Origin of the sequence: Pantoea sp. BL1 (assembly GCF_000963985.1) — a bacterium.
Taxonomy (GTDB): Bacteria; Pseudomonadota; Gammaproteobacteria; order Enterobacterales; family Enterobacteriaceae; genus Pantoea; species Pantoea rwandensis_B.
Genome location: NZ_JZRH01000006.1, coordinates 122,155 through 142,180, shown reverse-complemented (window position 1 = coordinate 142,180; position 20,026 = coordinate 122,155). Strand labels below are relative to the sequence as shown.

Sequence of the window (20,026 nt, the reverse complement as noted above, 5' to 3'; positions counted from 1 at the left end):
CTAAGGCCGGACGCCGTGAGTTTGAGGAGTGCGCATTGCTGCACACTCCTCCTTAAGGCTGGCAATTAGTGACTCGCGATGTCCGCCAGCACCTTTTGCGCATCCGCTTTTTCAACCGCTACGCCATCAATATAAAGCTGGCGTCGTTCTCCGGCTGGCAAGGCGATCTGCAGCGTTTTCCAGGCTGGCTGGTAATCGCCTTTACGCTGGAAGCTCAGGTGAATCGCTTCGGCATCGCTGCGCATTTCCCAGCTTAACCACAAGGCGTTGCCCTGCTGATAACCCCAGGACTCACCGTCATCTTCAAATACCAGACCTTTGCTCTCGCCTTTACTCTGTAATGGATAAAGTTGCAGCGTGCGGCGGTCATCCGCTTGCGCATCCACATGACGCAAACGCTGACTGAGCGGCAATGCAGCGCCAGCTCGCACCAACATCGGCTGGGTTTCCAGTGGTGCTGGCAAGGTGATCCACTGACCGCCGCTATACCACTGCTGCGTTGCGAAGTCATACCAGCCAGTTTGGTTATCTGGCAGCCACAAACGGCGTTCACGCTGTCCTGCTTCCACTACGCTGGCCACCAGCAAATCGCGACCCAGCATAAACTCATCGCACTCAGCGAAGGTCTGTTTATCCTGCTCATGGTCGAGGAAGGTTGGACGCAGCATCGGCTCATCATCAGCATGCGCTTGCCACAGCAAGGTATAGAGGTATGGCAGCAGGCGATAACGCAGTTCAATTGCAGCACGAATCGCTGGCGTGACTGTCGGATACATCCAGGGTTCATTCACCGTGTGATCGTCATTCCACGAGTGAATGGTGAAACGCGGATGCATCACGCCGTTTTGCACCCAACGCACGAACAATTCTGCATCCGGCTTATCACCCGAGAATCCCCCCACATCATGACCCACGTTGTACAGCCCCGATAAACTCATCCCCAGGCCCATGCGGATGTTGTAACGCAGTGACGTCCAGTTTGTACGGTTATCACCGCTCCAGGTTTGCACATAGCGTTGCATGCCGGCGCAGCCAGAACGCGAGATCAGGAAAGGACGCTTCTCTGGGGCAAAACGCTGTTGCGCTTCCATTGACGCACGCATCATCAGTAGTGGCATCACCGGGCGAATATGCTTGATGGCGATGGGCGTACCAAAGCCGTGGCAGCGCGCTTCGCCGTCCCACACTTCATATTCGTTGTTGTCGTTCCAGGTCGAATCAATACCCTTCGCCAGCAGCTGTTGGGTGACATTTTCCTGCCACCAGGCCACCGCCTGCGGATGGGTGAAATCAAGATGTGAACCCTCATCGTCCCAGAACACCGAGCGCTCTGGCGCATCCTGTTCCGAATCGCGGATAAACAAACCTTGCGCCGCAACTTCCTCATAGCGCGGATGGTCCTGCAATAAGCAAGGCTTGATGTTGGCTGCCAGGCGCAAACCGGCATCGTGAAACGCCTGGCTCATCACTTCCGGCTGCGGCACCTTGTCGTAGTTCCAGTTAAATACATAGCGCTTGTTATTGATCGAGGTATAACCCGATGACAATTGGAAAGAGTCACACGGGATGTCGTGCTCTTCACACAGGCGAATGAAGTTCATCAGCTGATTTTGCGCATCCGGTGCATCGGTGTAGTGCATGGTGGAACCGCTGTAGCCGAGGCTCCATTTCGGACCAAACAGCGTTTTACCGGTCAGACGCACAAAGGCTTTGGTGACATCCAGCACTTTGCTGCCAACAAACAGGTAGTAATCGATATCGCCGCTTTCAGCCTGCCAGCGGCGATAAGGCTGATGGTAGTTATCCAACTCGTTGCCAAGATCAAACCAGCTGCTGCTGAGGTTATCGTAGTAAAGACCGAAACTCACATCGCTGCGGCGCGTAATGGTAAAAGGTACATGTTTGTACAGCGGATCGGTTGAAGAGGCGTTATAACCCATCGCATCAAGGTTACGCATCTCATAACGCTTGCCATTGCGCTGCAGGTCACCGGCTTTCTCGCCCAGGCCGTAATAGGCATCGTCATTCATACGACGCTGGTAGTGCGCCACACCATCGCCGTGCGCGTTAATCAGGTAAGCACTGGTTGGGCGGTCGCAGGTCAGTAGTTGCCAGGCGCCAGCGCTATCACGATGTTGCCACTCCAGCGCCAGCGGCTGATGGACAATCACGCGCAGCACATCGGTGGAGACCACCAGCGTATCGCCCTCTTCTTCCAGGGTAAATCCTGGCAGGGTAAAGCCTGCCAGACTGTCACGCGAACGCCCTTCCCACGGCACATCGCTGTCTGGCGCAATGCTCCAGGTGCGGTCCAGCGCATAGCCGCTTTGGCGTTTAATCGAGACACGGAACATGCCAGATTCCAGCACATACAGGTTCAGCGTGTATTTTCCATCGACGGTTAATGCAACATGGTGTTGATCAGAATGTGTGAGTGACCAATTCTTTAAGGTTTTCATTGTTACCTACTTTATTCAGGCGCGCTGCGCGCGACGTTCAGCAATAAATGCAATCAGGAAGACCGCGCCAATCAGGTCGAAGAAGCCCATGGCGACAAACAGCGGGTTAAAGCCAATCTTGTCGGCGGTGACGCCGATCACCAGTGAGAACAGGAAGCTGGAGATCCACGCGAAGGAACCGCGCATACCGTTGACGGTGGCCATCTGGCCCTTATCGAATTTCTCCACCACCAGCGCGCTGAGCATGCAGGAGATGATCTGGTGACCGAAACCGCCAATCGAGATCAGCGCAATCGCGACGTAGGGATCTTTGGTCATCGCCACCAGCGCGAGGGAGAGCATCAGGAAAGCGCCGGTGACCGAGCTGGCGACCACCGAGTTGACCAGTCTAAAACCAAACAGACGGGTGTAGAGACGCGTCAGATAGCCACTGGCCACACTGCCGAGGTCCGCAGCGAGGAACGGCATCCAGGCAAACATGGCGATCTGCTTGAGATCCATCCCGAGATCTTTCGCCAGATAGAGCGGCACCCAAAAACTCAGTACGCCCCACGCCGGTTCAGCCATAAAAGCGGGAATGGCGATACCGTAAAAACGTTTATTCTTTGAAACGCTTTTCAGTGCCTTGAAGAAAGGGAGTTTAACGGCGGGAGGTTCATTATCCTGACGAATGAATTCGAGTTCCGATGTAGACAGATTGGGATGAATTTCCGGATCGCGATACAGCAACCACCAGAGCACCACCCACGCCAGCGCCAGGCAACCGGTGAACAGGAAAGCGCCCTGCCAGCCGAAAGAGGCGTGCGCGAAGTAGATGATGGGCGGTGCCAGCATCGCACCAATTGAGAAGCCCACGCCGGCCCAACCCGCTGCAACCGGACGCTCTTTTTTCGGGAACCATTCGCCTAACACTTTGGCGTTGGCAGGTGTTGCCGCAGCTTCCGCGCCACCCATGACAAAGCGCAGAATAGCAAGATGCACCCAGCTCGCTGCCCCGGCATGGAACAGACAGGCAACCGCCCAGACCGAAGCACAAATCAGGAAGCCGACTTTGAGACCGATCACATCAATCAGCCAGCCGCAAATCGGTTGAAAGAAGGTATACGCCAGCTGAAACGCACCGACGATCCATGAATATTGTTCAGTGGTGATGCCCAGGCTGGTTTTCAGCTCAGGTGCCAGAATGCCCAATGAGTTACGCGTGATGTAGTTGACGGTAACGCCCGCTAAGAACAACACCAATACCCACCAGCGCAAATTGCGGAAGGTGCGTTTGCTGCCAGCGGCAGCGATCCCTGGATTCAAACTGCGGTTCATCTGGTTCTCCAATCTTTATTAACATCATGAGCTTACAAATCCTGTGATCTTTGCGCGGGCATCGATAAACCGGAAATATCGCTGGCTGCCGCACAGGAATTGCTGCTTGTTGTTGAGGAGCGACTTCAGTGAGTCATCTCTAACCATCCGCCAGGAGTGAACCACAGATGCTGAATCTGGTCGCCAGTAAGATGCCGCATTTGTGATCTGGTTAACCAAAATGGCTAACCAGGTTGACATCCGCTGTCAAAGAGTCGAATTTTAGGGCCTGAAAGCGCAATTCATGTCATAAACAGTGCGCTAACTGATAAATAGGTCAACCAATATAAGAATCGTCTTGAGTTTCATCTCAGGGCCGAGAAGAGGTAACAACATGAAGCAGACCTGGCGCTGGTATGGCCCAAATGATCCCGTTTCTCTTGCCGATGCACGACAGGCTGGCGCGACCGGCATCGTCACCGCCCTGCACCACATCCCTAACGGCGAAGTGTGGTCGGTGGACGAAATTATGCAGCGTAAAGCCATCGTGGAAGCGGCGGGTCTGGTGTGGTCAGTGGTGGAAAGCGTGCCGATTCACGAAGAGATCAAAACCGGCAGCGGTGAGTGTCAGAAGTGGATCAGTCATTATCAGCAGTCTCTGCGAAATCTGGCGCAATGCGGTATCAAAACAGTTTGCTACAACTTCATGCCGATTCTCGACTGGACGCGCACGGACCTTGAATATCTGTTACCCGATGGCGCGAAAGCGCTGCGTTTCGATCAGATTGAATTTGCCGTATTTGAGCTGCACATTTTGCAACGTCCCGGTGCGGAGAAGGATTACAGCGCCACTGAAATAGCGCAGGCAGCTGAGCGTTTCGCCACCATGAGCGAAGCGCATAAAACCCGCCTGACGCGCAATATCATCGCGGGTTTACCGGGTGCAGAAGAAGGTTACACGCTGGACCAGTTCCGTGCGCAATTAGCCCGTTATGACGGTATCGGCAAAGCTGAGTTACGTGAAAACTTCGCTACCTTCCTGCGCGCCATTATTCCGGTAGCAGAAGAAGCCGGCATTCGTATGGCTGTTCACCCGGATGATCCACCCCGTCCGATTCTTGGTTTACCGCGTATTGTCTCCCATGCAGAAGACTTGCAGTGGATGATCGATACCGTACCCAGTCCGGCGAATGGGTTCACCATGTGCACCGGTTCTTATGGCGTCTTAGCTGAAAACGATCTCGCCGGCATGGTGAAACGTTTTGGTCCGCGTATCTACTTCGCGCACTTGCGGTCAACCAAACGCGAAGAGAATCCAAACACCTTCCACGAGGCGGCGCATTTGGGCGGCGATGTCGACATGTTCGCCGTGATCAAAGCGATTGCTGAAGAAGAACATCGCCGTAAAGCGGCCGGTCAGGAGGATTTGATTCCGATGCGCCCTGATCATGGTCACCAGATGCTCGACGATTTAAGAAAGAAAACCAACCCCGGCTATTCCGCCATTGGTCGTCTGAAAGGGTTGGCGGAAATTCGCGGTGTGGAGCTGGCGATCCATCGTGCTTATTTCTGAAAGCTTAGCGCCGTTGTGGTCGCCATAAATGGCGACCCTATAATCCATCGGTAGGCTGTAGGGGACATCCCCCCAAATTCCACCGGTAGGCCATATGGGGCCTCTCCCTAACATGCATCGGTCCGATGTAGGGTGCGCATTTATGCGCATCGGGTCGAATGGAGTTTACATGGAACACAACCTTGCCAATGGCGAGTTCAACGTCACCCGCCCCGCCTGGAATCATCAGCGGCTGGTGCCGCGTATTGTGCATATCGGCTGTGGCGCCTTTCATCGCGCGCATCAGGCGTTGTATCTGCATCATCTGCTTGAAATCAGCGACACTGACTGGGGCATTTGTGAGGTCAACCTGATGTCGGCGAGCGGCAAACTGTTGGTCGAACAACTGCGCCAGCAAGATCTGCTCTACAGCGTGACGGAAAAAGGTGCCGAGCAGAACGATGTTCACCTCGTTGCGGCCATCAAAGAAGCCATGCACCCTGCACTGGATGGACACGACGGCATTATCGACGCGCTGGCTCGTCCGGAAACCGCTATCGTTTCATTGACGGTGACGGAAAAAGGCTATTGCACCCAAGGTGCTAACGGTGAGTTGGATGCTGACAATACGTTGATACAACATGATATTGCGCACCCCACGACGCCTAAATCTGCCATTGGTTTCATCGTCGAAGCATTACGTGTTCGTCGTGAACGCGGTGTTGGGCCGTTTACGGTGCTCTCCTGCGACAACCTGCGTGATAACGGCCATGTAGCGCGCGCCGCTGTGGTGGGCCTGGCGCAGTTGCGCGATACCGCACTGGCGCATTGGATTGATGAGAACGTGACTTTCCCCAGCAGCATGGTTGACCGCATTGTTCCCGCAGTGACCGACGAAACTCAACAGGAAATTCGTGCGCTACTGGGCGTAGACGATCCCTGTGGCGTGGCCTGTGAGCCGTTTCGCCAATGGGTGATCGAAGATAAGTTTGTCAACGGTCGCCCAGAATGGGATCGCGCTGGCGCGCAGTTTGTGGCCGACGTTGCGCCTTTTGAAATGATGAAACTGCGGATGCTCAACGGCAGTCACTCATTTCTTGCCTATCTCGGGTATTTGGGTGGCTGTGAAACCATCGCTGACACCATGCAACTCCCGACCTATCGCCAGGCGGCATTGGCACTGATGATGCAAGAGCAGGCACCTACGCTGTCGATGCCTGAGGGGATCGATCTGCACGCCTATGCCAGCCAGTTGATTGAGCGTTTTAGCAACCCTTCGCTGCGCCACCGGACGCAACAGATAGCGATGGATGGCAGTCAGAAGCTGCCACAGCGCTGGCTCGATTCCGTGCGCTATCACTTGCTGCAGGGCAGTGACTATCGCCACTTGATGCTGGGCATTGCTGGCTGGATGCGTTACGTACTCGGACAAAATGAACGAGGTGAAGCATTTGATGTGGTTGACCCATTAATTGCTACGCTAAAAGACATCAACCAGCACACGCCAGAAGGCGATGCCCGTGTTAGCGCCCTGCTTGCCGTGAGAACCATTTTTGGAGACGATTTGCCCGCCAATCCGGGCTTCGTCAGCCATCTTCAACAGGTGTACGCGCAACTTTGCCAGCATGGTGCCCGTGCCGCCGTTGCATCCCTGAATCAGGAGCCGAAATGAAGCACTTTATGGATGACGATTTCCTGCTGCAAAGCGACGTTGCGCGTCGTTTGTACCATGACTTTGCCGCCGATATGCCGATCTACGATTATCACTGTCATCTCAACCCGCAGGAGATCGCCGAGGATCGTCAGTTCGCAAACCTCGGTCAGATTTGGCTGGAAGGTGACCATTACAAATGGCGTGCCTTGCGTGCTGCGGGCGTGGATGAATCACTGATCACCGGTAAATCTACGAGCGATTACGATAAATATCTCGCGTGGGCCCACACCGTGCCCAAAACGCTGGGCAATCCGCTCTACCATTGGACGCATCTGGAGCTGCGTCGCCCATTCGGCATCACCAATACGTTATTTGGGCCGGACACCGCACAACGCGTATGGGACGAATGCGCCGAGAAACTGGCAACCCCGGCATTTTCTGCACGCGGCATTATGCGTCAAATGAATGTACGTATGGTTGGCACCACCGATGATCCGGTTGATTCGCTGCAATATCATCGTCAGATTGCTGAAGACAGCAGCTTTGATATTGATGTCGCCCCAAGCTGGCGCCCGGATAAGGTGTTCAAGATTGAGCTTGAAGGCTTTGTTGAATACCTGGGACGGCTGGAGGCAGCAGCGGATGTGGCGATCACCGACTTTGATGCGTTGCGCACCGCGCTGTTACGCCGTTTAGATCACTTCTCTGCCCATGGCTGTCGTGCAGCGGATCACGGGATTGAAGTGCTGCGCTTTGCGCCGGTTCCCGACGATAGCGTGTTGGACGCCATTCTGGCGAAACGTTGCAACGGCGACACGCTAAGCGAACTGGAAATCGCGCAGTTTAGCAGCGCGGTGCTGGTCTGGTTGGGTTCCGAGTATGCACGACGTGATTGGGTGATGCAGTTACACATCGGTGCCATTCGCAATAACAGCACTCGCCTGTTCCGTTTGCTCGGTGCCGACAGCGGTTTTGACTCCATTGGCGATAACAATATTGCTTTGCCGCTCTCGCGCCTGCTGGATGCGATGGATGTTAATGATCAATTGCCAAAGACCATTCTGTATTGCCTCAATCCGCGTGACAACGAAGTGCTGGCGACGATGGCAGGTAACTTCCAGGCTGCGGGCATCGCCGGAAAAGTGCAGTTTGGTTCCGGTTGGTGGTTCAACGATCAGCGCGATGGCATGCTGCGCCAGTTGGAGCAACTGTCTCAAATCGGTTTGCTCAGCCAGTTTGTCGGGATGCTGACCGATTCACGCAGCTTCCTCTCTTACACACGTCACGAATACTTCCGCCGTATTCTGTGCAACCTGCTCGGTCAATGGGTGCAGGATGGCATTGTGCCGCACGATGAAGCCGTACTTGGCAGCATGCTGCAAGATATTTGCTTTAACAACGCACAGCGCTACTTTGCCCTCAATCCACGTTGAAAATTGCGCCCTGTGCTATAGTGCAGGGCGCAATTGATGGCAGCGTCAGTGGTCGTAAACTTCTTAATCAGCAGAAAAGAGCTCATGAAAACACAAGCATCAGCACAGCGCCCTTATCAGGAAGTGGGGGAAATGTTGCGTAACATGATTACGCAAAAGCAGTATGCCGTGGGCGAGCGGTTGCCGCCTGAGCGTGAACTGGCTGCGCTGCTGGATGTCACGCGTACGCTGGTGCGTGAGGCTCTGATTATGCTGGAACTGGAAGGCTTGATTGAGGTGCGCCGGGGTGCAGGCATTTATGTTGTGAATGACAGTCCTACACCGCGAGCATCAGCGCAGGCGGCCTGCAATGATGCCGGGCCGTTTGAAATGCTGCAGGCGCGTCAGCTTCTGGAGAGCAATATTGCTGAGTTTGCCGCGCTGCAGGCAACCCGTGAAGACATCATTAAGATGCGACAGGCGCTGGAACTGGAAGAGAAAGAACTCGCTTCTGGCGCGGTCAACGAGAGCGAGAACGGCGATCGTAATTTCCACTTAGCGATTGCCGAAGCCACCCACAACAGCATGTTGGTCGAACTGTTTAAGCAGTCCTGGCAGTGGCGTGAAGACAATGTGATGTGGAGCCAGCTGCATCGTCATCTGGTCAACACCCATTACCGCAAACAGTGGCTGGACGACCACAAGAAGATTCTCGCCACGCTGATTAAGAAAGATGCACGCGCCGCCAAGCAGGCCATGTGGCAGCATCTGGAGAATGTAAAACAGCGCTTGCTGGAATTTTCAGACGTCGATGACATCTATTTTGATGGTTACCTGTTTGAATCCTGGCCGCTGGACAGCGCCAACGGCTAGCATGAGCCCTTGTCACCAAGGGCTTTCAGGTGATTACTGCGGTAACGAAGCTTTTAAACGCTGTGCTGCGAGAGCTAAATTGGTTTCCGATACTGAAGCATACGAAATACGCAGCGTAGAAGTATCCGGATTATCACAGTAGAAAAACTCACCGGGAACATACACCACACCATTGCTCAGCGTGGTTTTCAGCCATTCGGTGGTGTTGAAGGCTTCTTTGAAGGTTGCCCACAGGAACATGCCACCCAGCGGGCGATAGAAGTGCAGCTTATCCCCCAACTCCGTCTCCAGTGCTGCACACAGTGCATCGCACTTCTGCTTATAGGCCGCGCGGATCAAGCGAATCTGCTCCGGCAAGCGACCGGTTTCCAGATAATGACGCGTCAGGGATTGTGACAAGGCACTGGTGTGCAGATCCGTCGCCTGCTTCAGGTTCACCACCGATGATTTCAACCAACCCGGCATGGTAATCCAGCCAACACGTGCACCCGGCGCCAGAATTTTGGAAAAGGTCGAGGTATAAATGACATTCTCACTGGCACCCATGGCTTGCGCATGGGATTTCAATGGGCGGAATGTCTGGTCGGTGAAGTTGATCTCGCTGTAGGGATCGTCTTCAAAAATCAGGAAATCATACTGCTTCGCCAGTGCAACCAGCTGCTGACGGCGCGCTTCTGATAAGGTCACACCGCTTGGGTTGCCAAAGGTCGGAACGATATACACGGCTTTGATTGGCGTCTGTTTGACCAGTTCTGCCAACTCGTCGACGATCATGCCTTCGCCATCGGTACCCACAGACTTAAATTGCGCATCAGCCAACTGGAAGACCTGTAACGCGGCGAGATAAGTCGGACGCTCCACCACCACCACGTCGCCTGGGTTAATCAGCGCGCGCGCAAGGATATCCAGTGATTGCTGTGACCCGGAAGTGACCACAACGTCGTCCGGTGTGCAATCGATACCACGATCGGCTGAAATGCGGCAGATCGCTTCACGTAACAGCGGATCCCCTTCACTCAAGCCATACTGAAACGCATTGTGCCCATCCTGGGTTAGCGCACGGTCCATGGCAATGCGCAGACCTTCGGTATCAAACAGATCGGGATTCGGGATACCACCACCGAGTGAAATCACCCCTTCCATTTTGCTGTGTTTCAATAAATCGCGAATGGCTGATGAATGAATGCGTTTAACGTTATGGGATAACTTTTGCGACGACATAAAACCTTTACCTGATTATATTTTTCTAAGGCTAAATTCATAACATAAGTTAGCTATGCTGATAATCACATTTTCACGGTTTGGCAAAGAGAATTTAGTACCGGAAGGAAACGACGGATATGGCGAAATTATCACTGCTGGCAAAGAACGAAAAAAGGCGGAGGGGTGAGCTCCGCCTTGCTTCAAGTTCCGGTCAATGTGCCTGACCGGTCAGTTGCAAAAGGGCAACGATGATTTGCAGGATCACCCGGACCAGGTCCAGGAGTAACCGAACAAGTTCCATCACTTTCCTTCTCCTCTGACAGGAGCGCGCCTTTCAGCCGTCGGGGCTTTGACTCCACCCGCCGATGGCCTGAGCACAGCTGTGAGGAGTGCTGAGCGCCACTCATTGTGGAAGCCACAGGCCAGCACCACCTGAAACCTGCCGGGATTTGACAATCCGCGCCCCTGGGAGTCATCAGAAAACAATGAGACTGCGCTCGCCACTCAACACCTGTATAACCATACAGTATTTTTGCGAAACTTGAAATATTCCCCCGCACATTTTATGATTTGCTTTGTGAGGAGTGCTGAGCACCCCGTTCGCAGCGCGGTTACCAGCCAGTTAGCGAACATAAAAAAAGGATTTGGCGTGATAGCCAAATCCTTTTTTATTGCCTGCGATAATCAGTTTGCCGAACTGACACGCCAGATGGCATTACCGGCATCATCCGCGATCAACACACCGCCCTGCTGGTCTGAAGCCAGGCCGACCGGCAAACCTCGTACCTGTTTTTGGTCATCGGTCAGGAATCCCGTGACGACTGGCTGCGGCTGTCCAACCGGTTTTCCGTTTTCGAATTTCACCCACACCACCTGGTACCCATTCAACGGCGTACGATTCCAACTGCCGTGCTCACTGATAAATGCCCCTCCGCGATACTGCGGCATGTTATCTGCGCCATAGAACAGCAAGCCAAGCGGTGCCACATGCGAGCTGAGCGCGTAATCCGGCTTGATGGCCTTCTCGACTAAATCGGGACGCTGTGGCTGCGCCCGCACATCGATATGTTGGCCATAATAGCTGTAAGGCCAGCCGTAAAAGCCTTTCTCCTGCACTGATGTCATGTAATCTGGCACCAGGTCTGAGCCGATTTCGTCTCGCTCGTTGACAATCGCCCATAGCTTGCCGCTTTGCGGTTCCCATTGCAGACCGGTTGGATTGCGCAGACCGCTGGCATAAATGCGACTGGCTCCGCTGGCTGCATCCACTTCCAGTACCGCCGCACGACGATACTCTTCGCCAATGCCATTCTCACTGACATTACTGTTAGACCCCACGCCGACATACAGCTTGCTGCCATCGGGGCTGGCGACCAGCGATTTGGTCCAGTGGTGATTGATCGGCCCGCCAGGCAATTCAGTAACTTCCACCGGCGGTGTGTGAATTTCGGTTTGCCCGGTTTGATACGGGAACTTCACCAGACTATCGGCATTCGCGACATACAGCGTGTTTCCGACCAGCTGCATGCCAAAGGGGGCGGTAAGATTGTCGATGAAACGATGTTGCTCCCATTTGCCGTTCACGTTACGTAGAAGCGTAATTCGGTTTCCGCCAGCCCCGCCTTTACCCGATGCATTTTTCACCATACCGGTGATGAGATCTTTAGGTGCCGTGGTCGGCTTCGGCGTACCGTTGGATTCGGCGACCAGCACATCATTATTAGGAAGGACCAGCACCTGGCGAGGATGCTGCAAATTGTCGGCGATCTTTTCAATTTTCAGCCCCTGCGCGACCTTCGGCATTTCACCCGCTTTCCACGGTATGGCTTCTGGCACCTGCATCGGCGGCATAAAGAAGTTTTGTGCTTGCGGCAGCTCAGGATTGGGGCCAATTTGCTTTTGCGGATCAATCAACGCACCGTCATCGCAGGCACTGAGTAGCATCGCGAGCGTTACTGCACCAAGAATCTGTTTCATACGCGACCTCCCTGTACGGTACGTCCACGCAGTGCGAGTTGAACATTGGCAAGTAACAGCAGAACGACGACCGCCGTCGATAATGTTACGCCCAGTGGCACAACCGCATAGGCATCACGGCTATGAATAAAGGCATTCGCGATAGCCAGCACGATTGCCAATAGCGACAGCCAGAAGTGCGTTTTTTCACTGGGATAAGGGCCGCGAAATAAGTAAACAAGACTGATTAATCTTGGCAGGATGGCCAGCACCAGACCCATCGCAATCAACCAACTGGCTGATTTGGTCCACATGATGACGAAGGTTTGCAGATAGATGATATCGAACAGCCAGGCGGCGACAAAAAAGCCCAGCGGCAGCGGCTCCAGCAGAGCGTAAAGCCCTACAGCAAACGCTGAACGTCCCGAGGTATACAACATTTCACTCTCCCTATTACGTTTATTATTCAGACGATGGCGGCGATTTCGCTTCCCCGAAATCGCCGCCAGGCGCCTGTAAAATATTAGTAAAGATGAAGAGTAATGCGCGTTATTTCCGCAAATAGCCTAAATTATGACTTCTCAGCCGGCAGTGTCACCCAGTAACCTGGCTGATAAGGCAGTGGCAGAAACTTCTCATGGAACTCGCGGAAGGTGGCGTCAGGATCGAGATCTTTGAACAGGTCCGGATGCAGCCACTTGGCCAGTGCCTGTATCGCGACAAACTGATACGGACTGTCGTAGAACTGATGCCAGATAGCGTGCGCATTACCGTTATGCGCTACTGGCAAAGTTTTAAACGCATCGCGCATCATCAGCAACTTCAGACGTGCCGTGGCTTCTTGTGTATCAGCACCAGGCCCCACGCCCACCCATTTACCCACGGTGTTGTAGTTCTTCCAGTTTGCGCCCGTCACCACCACCACATCCGGGCGGCTGGCAATGATTTGCTCTGGGTTGAGAGTACCGAACGTACCTGGAATCAGATCTTTAGCGATATTGCTGCCGCCAGAGAGTTCCACCATCTGACCAAAATTCTCGTTTCCAAACGACATGCAGCATTCGTCGGTATACCCGCCCGCACGGTCAATCATCACTTTCGGACGCGGACCCGCGAAGTTTTTCAGGCGGTCGGTCACCTTTTCGATCTGCGCACGGCGGAAAGCCACGATTTCTTCAGCACGCTGCGGGTTATTGACCAGTTCGCCCATGATGCGGATGCTCTTCTCGGCGTGCTCCATTGGTTTCTCACGGAAGTCGATAAACACCACCGGTACGCCAACCGCCTGCAACTTCTCAATCAACTTGCCTTCATCCGTCGCCGCTTTGGATTCCAGATTCATCAGCACCAGATCCGGTTTTAACGTCAGGGCTTGCTCAACGTTGAAGGTGCCGTCTTTTGCACCACCGAAGGTCGGCAGCTTTTTAATTTCCGGATACTTTTTCTCATAGGCCATATAACCGTCATAGTCGGCCTTATGGAAGTCATCACGCCAGCCCACCACGCGATGGAACGGTGCAGCAGTATCGAAAGCCGCCAACAGATACATCTGGCGCCCTTCGCCCAAAATAATGCGTTTCGATTCCTCTTTAACTTCAACCTGACGTCCTGCAATGTCAGTGATGATTTTTGCCGAAGCGGAATCCGCCACAGCCAGTAACCCCAGCGCTAACAGCCATTTTTTCATTGTGTCTACCCATACAAATGATAATGATTATTATTAAAATTTCGCGGCGTCACTATTACCTGGCAGACGCGAAATGAAAAGCCCCTGGGACACATTTTTTTACATCCGTTAACGCATCACATCACTGTGCCATCGCTCACAAAACGTCCCGCATCCGTGAATATGCTCACAGCAAGCCATGCAACTGCCCAATTAATCGGCTGCTCTTCCCGCATTTTGGCTAATGCGTAAACAAAATGTGAAGGATAAATTACGAAATGAAACACCGTTTTAATTTTTAGATAACGCTCAGCCTGAGCATGGAAATCGTTCTGGAGGCCATACCGTGAAGATCAGTGCCATTGATGTCACTCTTTTTACCTACCCAACGCGCCGTGTTTCCGACAGCGCCGGGCACTCCCATCCCGGTGCAGAAACCGATGCACAAATGGCGCTGCTCACCCTGACCAGCGAAGACGGCGATTGTGGTTACGCCTTTGCGCCAGCAGAAGTCATACGGCCGCATGTGGTCAACGCCTTCTTCCGTAAGGTGCTGATTGGGCAAAACGCCTTTGATCGTGAACGTCTTTGGCAGGATCTGGTGCACTGGCAGCGCGGCAGCGCACATCAGCTCACCGAACGAGCGCTCTCCGCCGTGGAACAAGCCCTGTGGGATTTGATTGGCCGCAAACTTAAACAGCCGGTGCATAAGCTGCTGGGCGGCTATCGCGAGAAAATTCCCGCTTACGGCAGCACCATGTGTGGCGATGAGCTTGAAGGTGGCCTCTCAACGCCGGACGAGTACGCCCAGTTTGCCGAGAAGTTGGTAGCTCGCGGTTATCAAGCCATCAAACTGCATACCTGGATGCCGCCGGTTTCATTTGCCCCCAGCACCGCGATGGATATCAAAGCCTGTGCCGCGGTACGCGAAGCGGTAGGTCCGGATATCGCCCTAATGCTGGACGGCTACCACTGGTACAGTCGCAGCGAGGCCCTCACCATCGGTAAAGCACTGGAGAAGCTTAACTTCGCCTGGTTTGAAGAGCCGATGGAAGAGGAAAGCATGGCCTCCTATGCCTGGCTGGCGGAAAACCTCAGCATTGACGTTCTTGGGCCGGAGAGTCTCGGCGGCAAACACCACAGCCGTGCCGATTGGGTGCGTGCAGGAGCCTGTGACATCCTACGGGCCGGGGCCAACGGTGTCGGTGGCATCTCGGCCACCCTGAAAGTGGCCAGCCTGGCCGAAGCCTTCGGTATGGATTGTGAAGTCCATGGCAACGGTGCAGCCAGCATCGCGGTGGTGGGTGCGATTCGTAACTGCCGCTGGTATGAGCGCGGACTGCTGCACCCTTTCCTCGATTACGAACAACCGCCTGCCTATCTCAACAGCCTGGTCGATCCAATGGATGACCAGGGCTTTGTGCATCTACCCACGCGGCCTGGACTCGGGGAGGACATCAATTTCAGCTGGATTGAAACGCATACGGTGAATCGCTGGTAAGCGTCGAACACAAGCAGTACGGCAAACAACTATAAACCTCTGACCTGCTGGACTTTGCTTATGAACATTTCTCGTTATTGCAGAGCGTGGTGTGCCGCGCTGCTGCTGCTCACGGGTAGCCCGTCGCTGCTGGCCGCCACGCCAGACGACCAGCTGATCGTGGGCATGAACATGAACAACCTATTGACGCTCGATCCCGCTGCCATGACCGGCAATGAAGTAGTGGGCATTGTGGTCAATCTTTATGATGGGCTCGTCGAGTTAGACCCGCGCCAGCTCACCCACGTGCGCCCTGCTCTGGCGGAACGTTGGGAGATCAGCGCCGATCATCGCCAACTCACTTTCCATCTGCGCGACGGCGTGCATTTCCATTCCGGTCACCCGCTGACGAGCGAAGACGTGATTTGGTCGATGCGTCGGGTGCTGCATCTAAATCTGGCACAAGCTTCAGTGTGGAAATCGTACGGCTTTAGCAAGGACAATGTGGATCAGATGATCACTGCCCCCGATGCCCACACGGTGGTGATCCAGTTGCCTAAGCCTAACGATCCGCAGCTGGTGCTCTATTCCCTGGCCGCACTCGGCAGCATGGTGGTGCTGGACAGCAAAACGGTGCAGGCACATGCGGTCAATAATGACTGGGGCAACCGCTGGTTAACCACGCACGAAGCCGGTTCAGGCCCGTTTCGTCTTGATGTGTGGCAGGCCAAAGATGTCTTGCGCATGAGCAGGGATGAAAATTACTGGCGTGGCGCTGCCAGATTAACCCGCGTGGTGTTCCGCTATTTGCAGGAGTCACAAACCCTGCGTTTGATGATGCAAAAAGGGGATATCGATATCGCCAGTAACATGGCCATTCCTGATGTGCAGGCGCTGCGCCACGATCCCGATCTCAGCATTGATGCGGTGCAGAAAGGCACGCTCTATTACCTGGCAATGAGCATGAAGGATGACCACTTCGCCAACCCGCAAGTGCGCGAAGCCGTGCGCTACTTAGTCGATTATCAGGGCATCAATAAAACCCTGATGGCCGGTTATGGCACCTTGCATCAGCGTCCGATCCAGTCTGGTATGCCTGAAACACTGCCCGATCCCGGCTATCGACTCGATGTGCCACGCGCCAAAGCGTTGCTGGCGGCTGCGGGCTACCCTAATGGCTTCGACACCACCTTGCGCGTGTTAGCCGACCAACCCTTCCTGAACATCGCCATCGCCATTCAATCGACACTGATGCAGGCAGGGATTCGCGCCAAAATCATCACCGGCACCGGTAACCAGATTTATGGCGCAATGCGCGAACGCCAGTTCAATTTACTGGTCGGTCGAGGTGGCAGCGGTGTAGAACCGCACCCGCACTCTAGTCTGCGTTCGCTGTTGTACAACCCGAATAATGCTGACAGTGCCCGGCTGACGAATTTTCAAGGCTGGCGCACCGGTTTCTACGATGCCCAGCTCAACAAGATGATCGATCAGGCGCTGCTGGAACGAGATACACAAAAGCAGCAGCAGGATTATTTTGCCATTCAACGACGTTATGACCAGTTGATTCCGGCTCTGATGCCGATTTCTCAAATGACCGATTCAGTGGTGGTGAACAATCGCGTACAGGATTATGTGCCGCACCCTTCCGCCACCACCTTCCTGCGCGATGTGTGGAAAACGCCGGATAGCCTGGCTGGAGGTGCCCAATGACCTTAACCAAACGTCACTGGCGGCGAGCGCGTAGCCGTGTATTGCAGGTCGCAATCACGCTGTTCGGCCTGTTGCTACTCACTTTCTTTATTGGCCGCGTGATGCCGCTGGATCCGGTGCTGGCCATTGTCGGACCGGATGCCGATCACGCCACCTATCAGCAGGTTTACCACCAGCTGGGTTTTGATAAACCGCTGTGGGTGCAGTTCTGGATTTATCTGCAAGGCTTGCTGCACGGCAATCTTGGGCTGGCGCTGCTCACCGGACAGCCGGTGATCAACGATATTCTGCGAGTGTTCCCAGCCACCGTTGAACTGGCCACACTCGCCATTCTGCTCGGCACCGGTCTGGGCGTGCCGCTGGGCGTGTGGGCTGCTGCACGGCGCAACAGCGTGGTGGATTATCTGGTGCGCATCATCAGTCTGGCCGGCTACTCCACGCCAATTTTCTGGGTCGGTATGGTCGGTTTACTGCTGTTCTACGCGCATCTGGGTTGGGTCGGCGGTGCCGGTCGGGTTGATTTCAGTCTCGATGGCATTGTGCCGCGTCGCACTGGATTGTTGCTGATCGATGCGCTGCTGGCAGGCAATCTCACGGTGTTTAACAACGCACTCAATCATCTGATCCTTCCCGCTTCTTTGTTGGGCTTCCATTCACTGGCCTACATCAGCCGTATGACGCGCAGCTTTATGCTGGCGCAACTGTCGCAGGAATTCATTTTGACCGCGCGGGTGAAAGGCCTGACGGAGTGGCAGGTCATTTGGCAACACGCCTTCCGCAATATTCTGGTGCAGCTGCTGACGGTGGTGGCGCTGGCGTATGGATCCCTGCTTGAAGGCGCGGTATTGATTGAAACCGTGTTTTCCTGGCCCGGTTTTGGCTCTTATCTCACGGGCAGCCTGATGCTCGGCGATATGAATGCGGTGATGGGCTGCGTATTGGTGGTCGGCCTGATTTTCGTGCTGCTTAACCTGCTCTCTGACCTGCTTTATCAGGTATTCGATCCGAGGACCAAAGTATGACTGCCTCTCTCGATCTGCTTCATGCCAGCACCACGCGTGAACGCGTGGCACGCTGTCGCCGTACTCTCTCGCGTATCGGCCATTTCCTGTGGCAAATGGCCTGCAATCCCCTCACGGCCATCGGTGGGGGCATCATTTTACTGCTGCTGATCGTGGCGCTGTTTGCACCGTGGATCGCCCCCTACCACCCACTGATTCAGGATTTGAATAACGCACTCACGCCACCAAACGCACAGCACTGGTTTGGCACCGATGAGTTTGGACGCGACATCTTCAGTCGTCTGGTGTGGGGGGCGCGCATTACTTTGTACATCGTCATGCTGGTGTCGATCACCGTCGGGCCACTAGGCCTGCTGTTGGGTGTGACTGCCGGCTACTTCGGCGGCAAAGTGGACAGCGTATTAATGCGCGTCACCGATATCTTCATCTCGTTCCCGAGTCTGGTGCTGGCGTTGGCGTTCGTCGCGGCGCTGGGTCCCGGCCTGGAACATGTGGTGATGGCCATCACCCTCACCGCCTGGCCGCCGATTGCTCGCCTGGCGCGCGCGGAGGCGCTGTCGCTGCGTCAGGCGGACTTTGTCTCTGCCGTGCGCCTGCAAGGTGCCTCTTCTCTGCGCATTTTGTGGAAACACATCGTGCCGCTGTGTCTGCCCTCGGTGATCATCCGCATCACCATGAACATGGCCGGCATTATTCTCACCGCCGCCGGACTCGGTTTTCTTGGCTTGGGTGCGCAGCCTCCCGATCCTGAATGGGGCGCAATGATCGCCAGTGGCCGCACTTACATGCTGGAGTGCTGGTGGGTAGTGACCGTGCCGGGATTAGCGATTTTGATCAACAGTCTGGCGTTTAATTTCTTAGGAGATGGCTTACGTGACATCCTCGATCCCCGTAGCGAATAGCGCTGTTCCCCTGCTCGATGTGCAGGACCTTCAGGTTAATTTCGTCAATGGCCGCCAGATGACGCCAGCGGTGCGTGGCATCTCCTTCCAGTTAGGCAAAGAGAAGCTGGCAATTGTCGGTGAGTCAGGCTCAGGCAAATCCACGGTCGGCCGGGCGCTGTTGCAACTGCACCCGCGCAGCGCGCAAGTGACCGCACAGCGCATGCAGTTTGCGGATGTCGATCTGCTATGCGCTTCGCCTGCACAAATGCGTGCCGTGCGCGGTAAACGTATTTCGATGATCATGCAAGACCCTAAATACTCACTGAATCCTGTGGTACGTGTGGGTGAGCAAATTGCCGAAGCCTGGCGCAGTCACCATCCGGGGCAGCGCGAGGTGGCACGCCAGCGGGCGCTGGAGATGCTGGAGGTGGTACAGATTCGCGATCCACAGCGTGTGTACCAATGTTATCCGCACGAGATCTCAGGCGGTCAAGGCCAGCGCGTGATGATCGCCATGATGCTGATCACCGACCCCGAGTTGCTGATCGCCGATGAGCCGACCTCAGCGCTGGATGTGTCGGTCCGGTTGCAGGTGTTGACGCTGCTGGATGAGTTGGTGCAGCAGCGCGGGCTGGGCCTGATCTTTATCAGTCACGACCTCAATCTGGTGCGACGTTTTTGCGATCGCGTGTTGGTGATGTATGCCGGCCGCGTGGTCGAATCGCTGGCCGCCGATCAGCTCGATCATGCGCGGCATCCTTATACCCAGGGATTACTGGCCTCGCTGCCGGATATGGACGCACGCCGCTCGCGATTACCGGTGCTACAGCGCCAGGCCAGCTGGTTACAACCTTGA

At 54.8% G+C, this 20,026-nt stretch carries 15 protein-coding genes; 9 read left to right on the top strand and 6 right to left on the bottom strand.

What is annotated here, in order from left to right:
• Nucleotides 1-65 precede the first annotated feature (65 nt).
• A complete protein-coding gene (locus tag VH86_RS04495; protein WP_045832043.1) occupies nucleotides 66-2,459 on the bottom strand; it encodes a TIM-barrel domain-containing protein in 2,394 nt (797 codons plus the stop codon).
• Between the two features lie 15 nt (nucleotides 2,460-2,474).
• Nucleotides 2,475-3,776: an MFS transporter gene (locus VH86_RS04490; RefSeq protein ID WP_045832042.1), complete on the bottom strand. Its 1,302-nt coding sequence runs from the start codon at nucleotides 3,774-3,776 to the stop codon at nucleotides 2,475-2,477.
• Between the two features lie 373 nt (nucleotides 3,777-4,149).
• Between VH86_RS04490 and uxuA the strand changes: the two genes are divergently transcribed.
• The 4 genes from uxuA (at nucleotide 4,150) to uxuR (ending at nucleotide 9,246) form a co-directional block, all read left to right on the top strand.
• A complete protein-coding gene (uxuA, locus tag VH86_RS04485; protein WP_045832041.1) occupies nucleotides 4,150-5,328 on the top strand; it encodes a mannonate dehydratase in 1,179 nt (392 codons plus the stop codon).
• Between the two features lie 169 nt (nucleotides 5,329-5,497).
• On the top strand, nucleotides 5,498-6,979 hold the full coding sequence (locus VH86_RS04480; RefSeq protein WP_045832040.1) for a fructuronate reductase: 1,482 nt from the start codon (nucleotides 5,498-5,500) through the stop codon (nucleotides 6,977-6,979).
• Nucleotides 6,976-8,394 carry a glucuronate isomerase gene (gene uxaC, locus VH86_RS04475; protein WP_045832039.1) on the top strand — a complete coding sequence of 473 codons (1,419 nt, stop codon included), beginning with the start codon at nucleotides 6,976-6,978 and terminating at the stop codon, nucleotides 8,392-8,394. Before VH86_RS04480 ends, uxaC begins: the two co-directional genes overlap by 4 nt.
• An 84-nt stretch (nucleotides 8,395-8,478) precedes the next feature.
• On the top strand, nucleotides 8,479-9,246 hold the full coding sequence (gene uxuR, locus VH86_RS04470; RefSeq protein ID WP_045814384.1) for a Uxu operon transcriptional regulator: 768 nt from the start codon (nucleotides 8,479-8,481) through the stop codon (nucleotides 9,244-9,246).
• A 33-nt stretch (nucleotides 9,247-9,279) separates the two neighbouring features.
• On the opposite strand, the gene VH86_RS04465 is transcribed toward uxuR, so the two are convergent.
• From VH86_RS04465 to VH86_RS04450, 4 genes are all read right to left on the bottom strand, one after another.
• Complete coding sequence (locus VH86_RS04465) at nucleotides 9,280-10,467, bottom strand: PLP-dependent aminotransferase family protein (RefSeq protein ID WP_045814325.1); 1,188 nt, start codon at nucleotides 10,465-10,467, stop codon at nucleotides 9,280-9,282.
• A gap of 666 nt (nucleotides 10,468-11,133) precedes the next feature.
• Nucleotides 11,134-12,426, bottom strand: coding sequence for a sorbosone dehydrogenase family protein (locus VH86_RS04460; protein WP_045832038.1), 1,293 nt, complete (start codon nucleotides 12,424-12,426; stop codon nucleotides 11,134-11,136).
• Nucleotides 12,423-12,845, bottom strand: a complete 423-nt coding sequence (locus VH86_RS04455) for a DUF2231 domain-containing protein (RefSeq protein WP_045832037.1) — start codon at nucleotides 12,843-12,845, stop codon at nucleotides 12,423-12,425. Before VH86_RS04455 ends, VH86_RS04460 begins: the two co-directional genes overlap by 4 nt.
• Nucleotides 12,846-12,976: 131 nt before the next feature.
• Entirely contained in the window at nucleotides 12,977-14,092 is a 1,116-nt protein-coding gene (locus VH86_RS04450; protein ID WP_045832036.1) for an ABC transporter substrate-binding protein, read from the bottom strand.
• A 325-nt stretch (nucleotides 14,093-14,417) separates the two neighbouring features.
• On the opposite strand from VH86_RS04450, the gene VH86_RS04445 reads away from it, so the two are divergent.
• The 5 genes from VH86_RS04445 to VH86_RS04425 all read left to right on the top strand — a co-directional run bounded on the left by VH86_RS04445 (nucleotide 14,418) and on the right by VH86_RS04425 (nucleotide 20,026).
• Nucleotides 14,418-15,572, top strand: coding sequence for a mandelate racemase family protein (locus VH86_RS04445; protein WP_045832035.1), 1,155 nt, complete (start codon nucleotides 14,418-14,420; stop codon nucleotides 15,570-15,572).
• 165 nt (nucleotides 15,573-15,737) lie between these two features.
• Nucleotides 15,738-17,264, top strand: a complete 1,527-nt coding sequence (locus VH86_RS04440) for an ABC transporter substrate-binding protein (protein ID WP_369800303.1) — start codon at nucleotides 15,738-15,740, stop codon at nucleotides 17,262-17,264.
• Nucleotides 17,261-18,286 (top strand): ABC transporter permease, encoded by a 1,026-nt coding sequence (locus tag VH86_RS04435; protein ID WP_045832033.1) that lies wholly within the window; start codon nucleotides 17,261-17,263, stop codon nucleotides 18,284-18,286. Before VH86_RS04440 ends, VH86_RS04435 begins: the two co-directional genes overlap by 4 nt.
• The gene (locus tag VH86_RS04430; RefSeq protein WP_038647110.1) at nucleotides 18,283-19,188 is read left to right on the top strand and encodes an ABC transporter permease; all 906 of its coding nucleotides are present in this window, start codon (nucleotides 18,283-18,285) and stop codon (nucleotides 19,186-19,188) included. Before VH86_RS04435 ends, VH86_RS04430 begins: the two co-directional genes overlap by 4 nt.
• The gene (locus tag VH86_RS04425) at nucleotides 19,160-20,026 is read left to right on the top strand and encodes an ABC transporter ATP-binding protein (RefSeq protein WP_045832073.1); all 867 of its coding nucleotides are present in this window, start codon (nucleotides 19,160-19,162) and stop codon (nucleotides 20,024-20,026) included. The genes VH86_RS04430 and VH86_RS04425 overlap by 29 nt, the downstream gene beginning before the upstream one ends.

Excerpts from the sequence above, each read along its gene's own strand:
- VH86_RS04495 (WP_045832043.1), bottom strand. The coding sequence starts at position 2,459 with ATGAAAACCTTAAAGAATTGGTCACTCACACATTCTGATCAACACCAT.
- VH86_RS04490 (WP_045832042.1), bottom strand. The coding sequence starts at position 3,776 with ATGAACCGCAGTTTGAATCCAGGGATCGCTGCCGCTGGCAGCAAACGC.
- uxuA (WP_045832041.1), top strand. The coding sequence starts at position 4,150 with ATGAAGCAGACCTGGCGCTGGTATGGCCCAAATGATCCCGTTTCTCTT.
- VH86_RS04480 (WP_045832040.1), top strand. The coding sequence starts at position 5,498 with ATGGAACACAACCTTGCCAATGGCGAGTTCAACGTCACCCGCCCCGCC.
- uxaC (WP_045832039.1), top strand. The coding sequence starts at position 6,976 with ATGAAGCACTTTATGGATGACGATTTCCTGCTGCAAAGCGACGTTGCG.
- uxuR (WP_045814384.1), top strand. The coding sequence starts at position 8,479 with ATGAAAACACAAGCATCAGCACAGCGCCCTTATCAGGAAGTGGGGGAA.
- VH86_RS04465 (WP_045814325.1), bottom strand. The coding sequence starts at position 10,467 with ATGTCGTCGCAAAAGTTATCCCATAACGTTAAACGCATTCATTCATCA.
- VH86_RS04460 (WP_045832038.1), bottom strand. The coding sequence starts at position 12,426 with ATGAAACAGATTCTTGGTGCAGTAACGCTCGCGATGCTACTCAGTGCC.
- VH86_RS04455 (WP_045832037.1), bottom strand. The coding sequence starts at position 12,845 with ATGTTGTATACCTCGGGACGTTCAGCGTTTGCTGTAGGGCTTTACGCT.
- VH86_RS04450 (WP_045832036.1), bottom strand. The coding sequence starts at position 14,092 with ATGAAAAAATGGCTGTTAGCGCTGGGGTTACTGGCTGTGGCGGATTCC.
- VH86_RS04440 (WP_369800303.1), top strand. The coding sequence starts at position 15,738 with ATGAACATGAACAACCTATTGACGCTCGATCCCGCTGCCATGACCGGC.
- VH86_RS04435 (WP_045832033.1), top strand. The coding sequence starts at position 17,261 with ATGACCTTAACCAAACGTCACTGGCGGCGAGCGCGTAGCCGTGTATTG.
- VH86_RS04430 (WP_038647110.1), top strand. The coding sequence starts at position 18,283 with ATGACTGCCTCTCTCGATCTGCTTCATGCCAGCACCACGCGTGAACGC.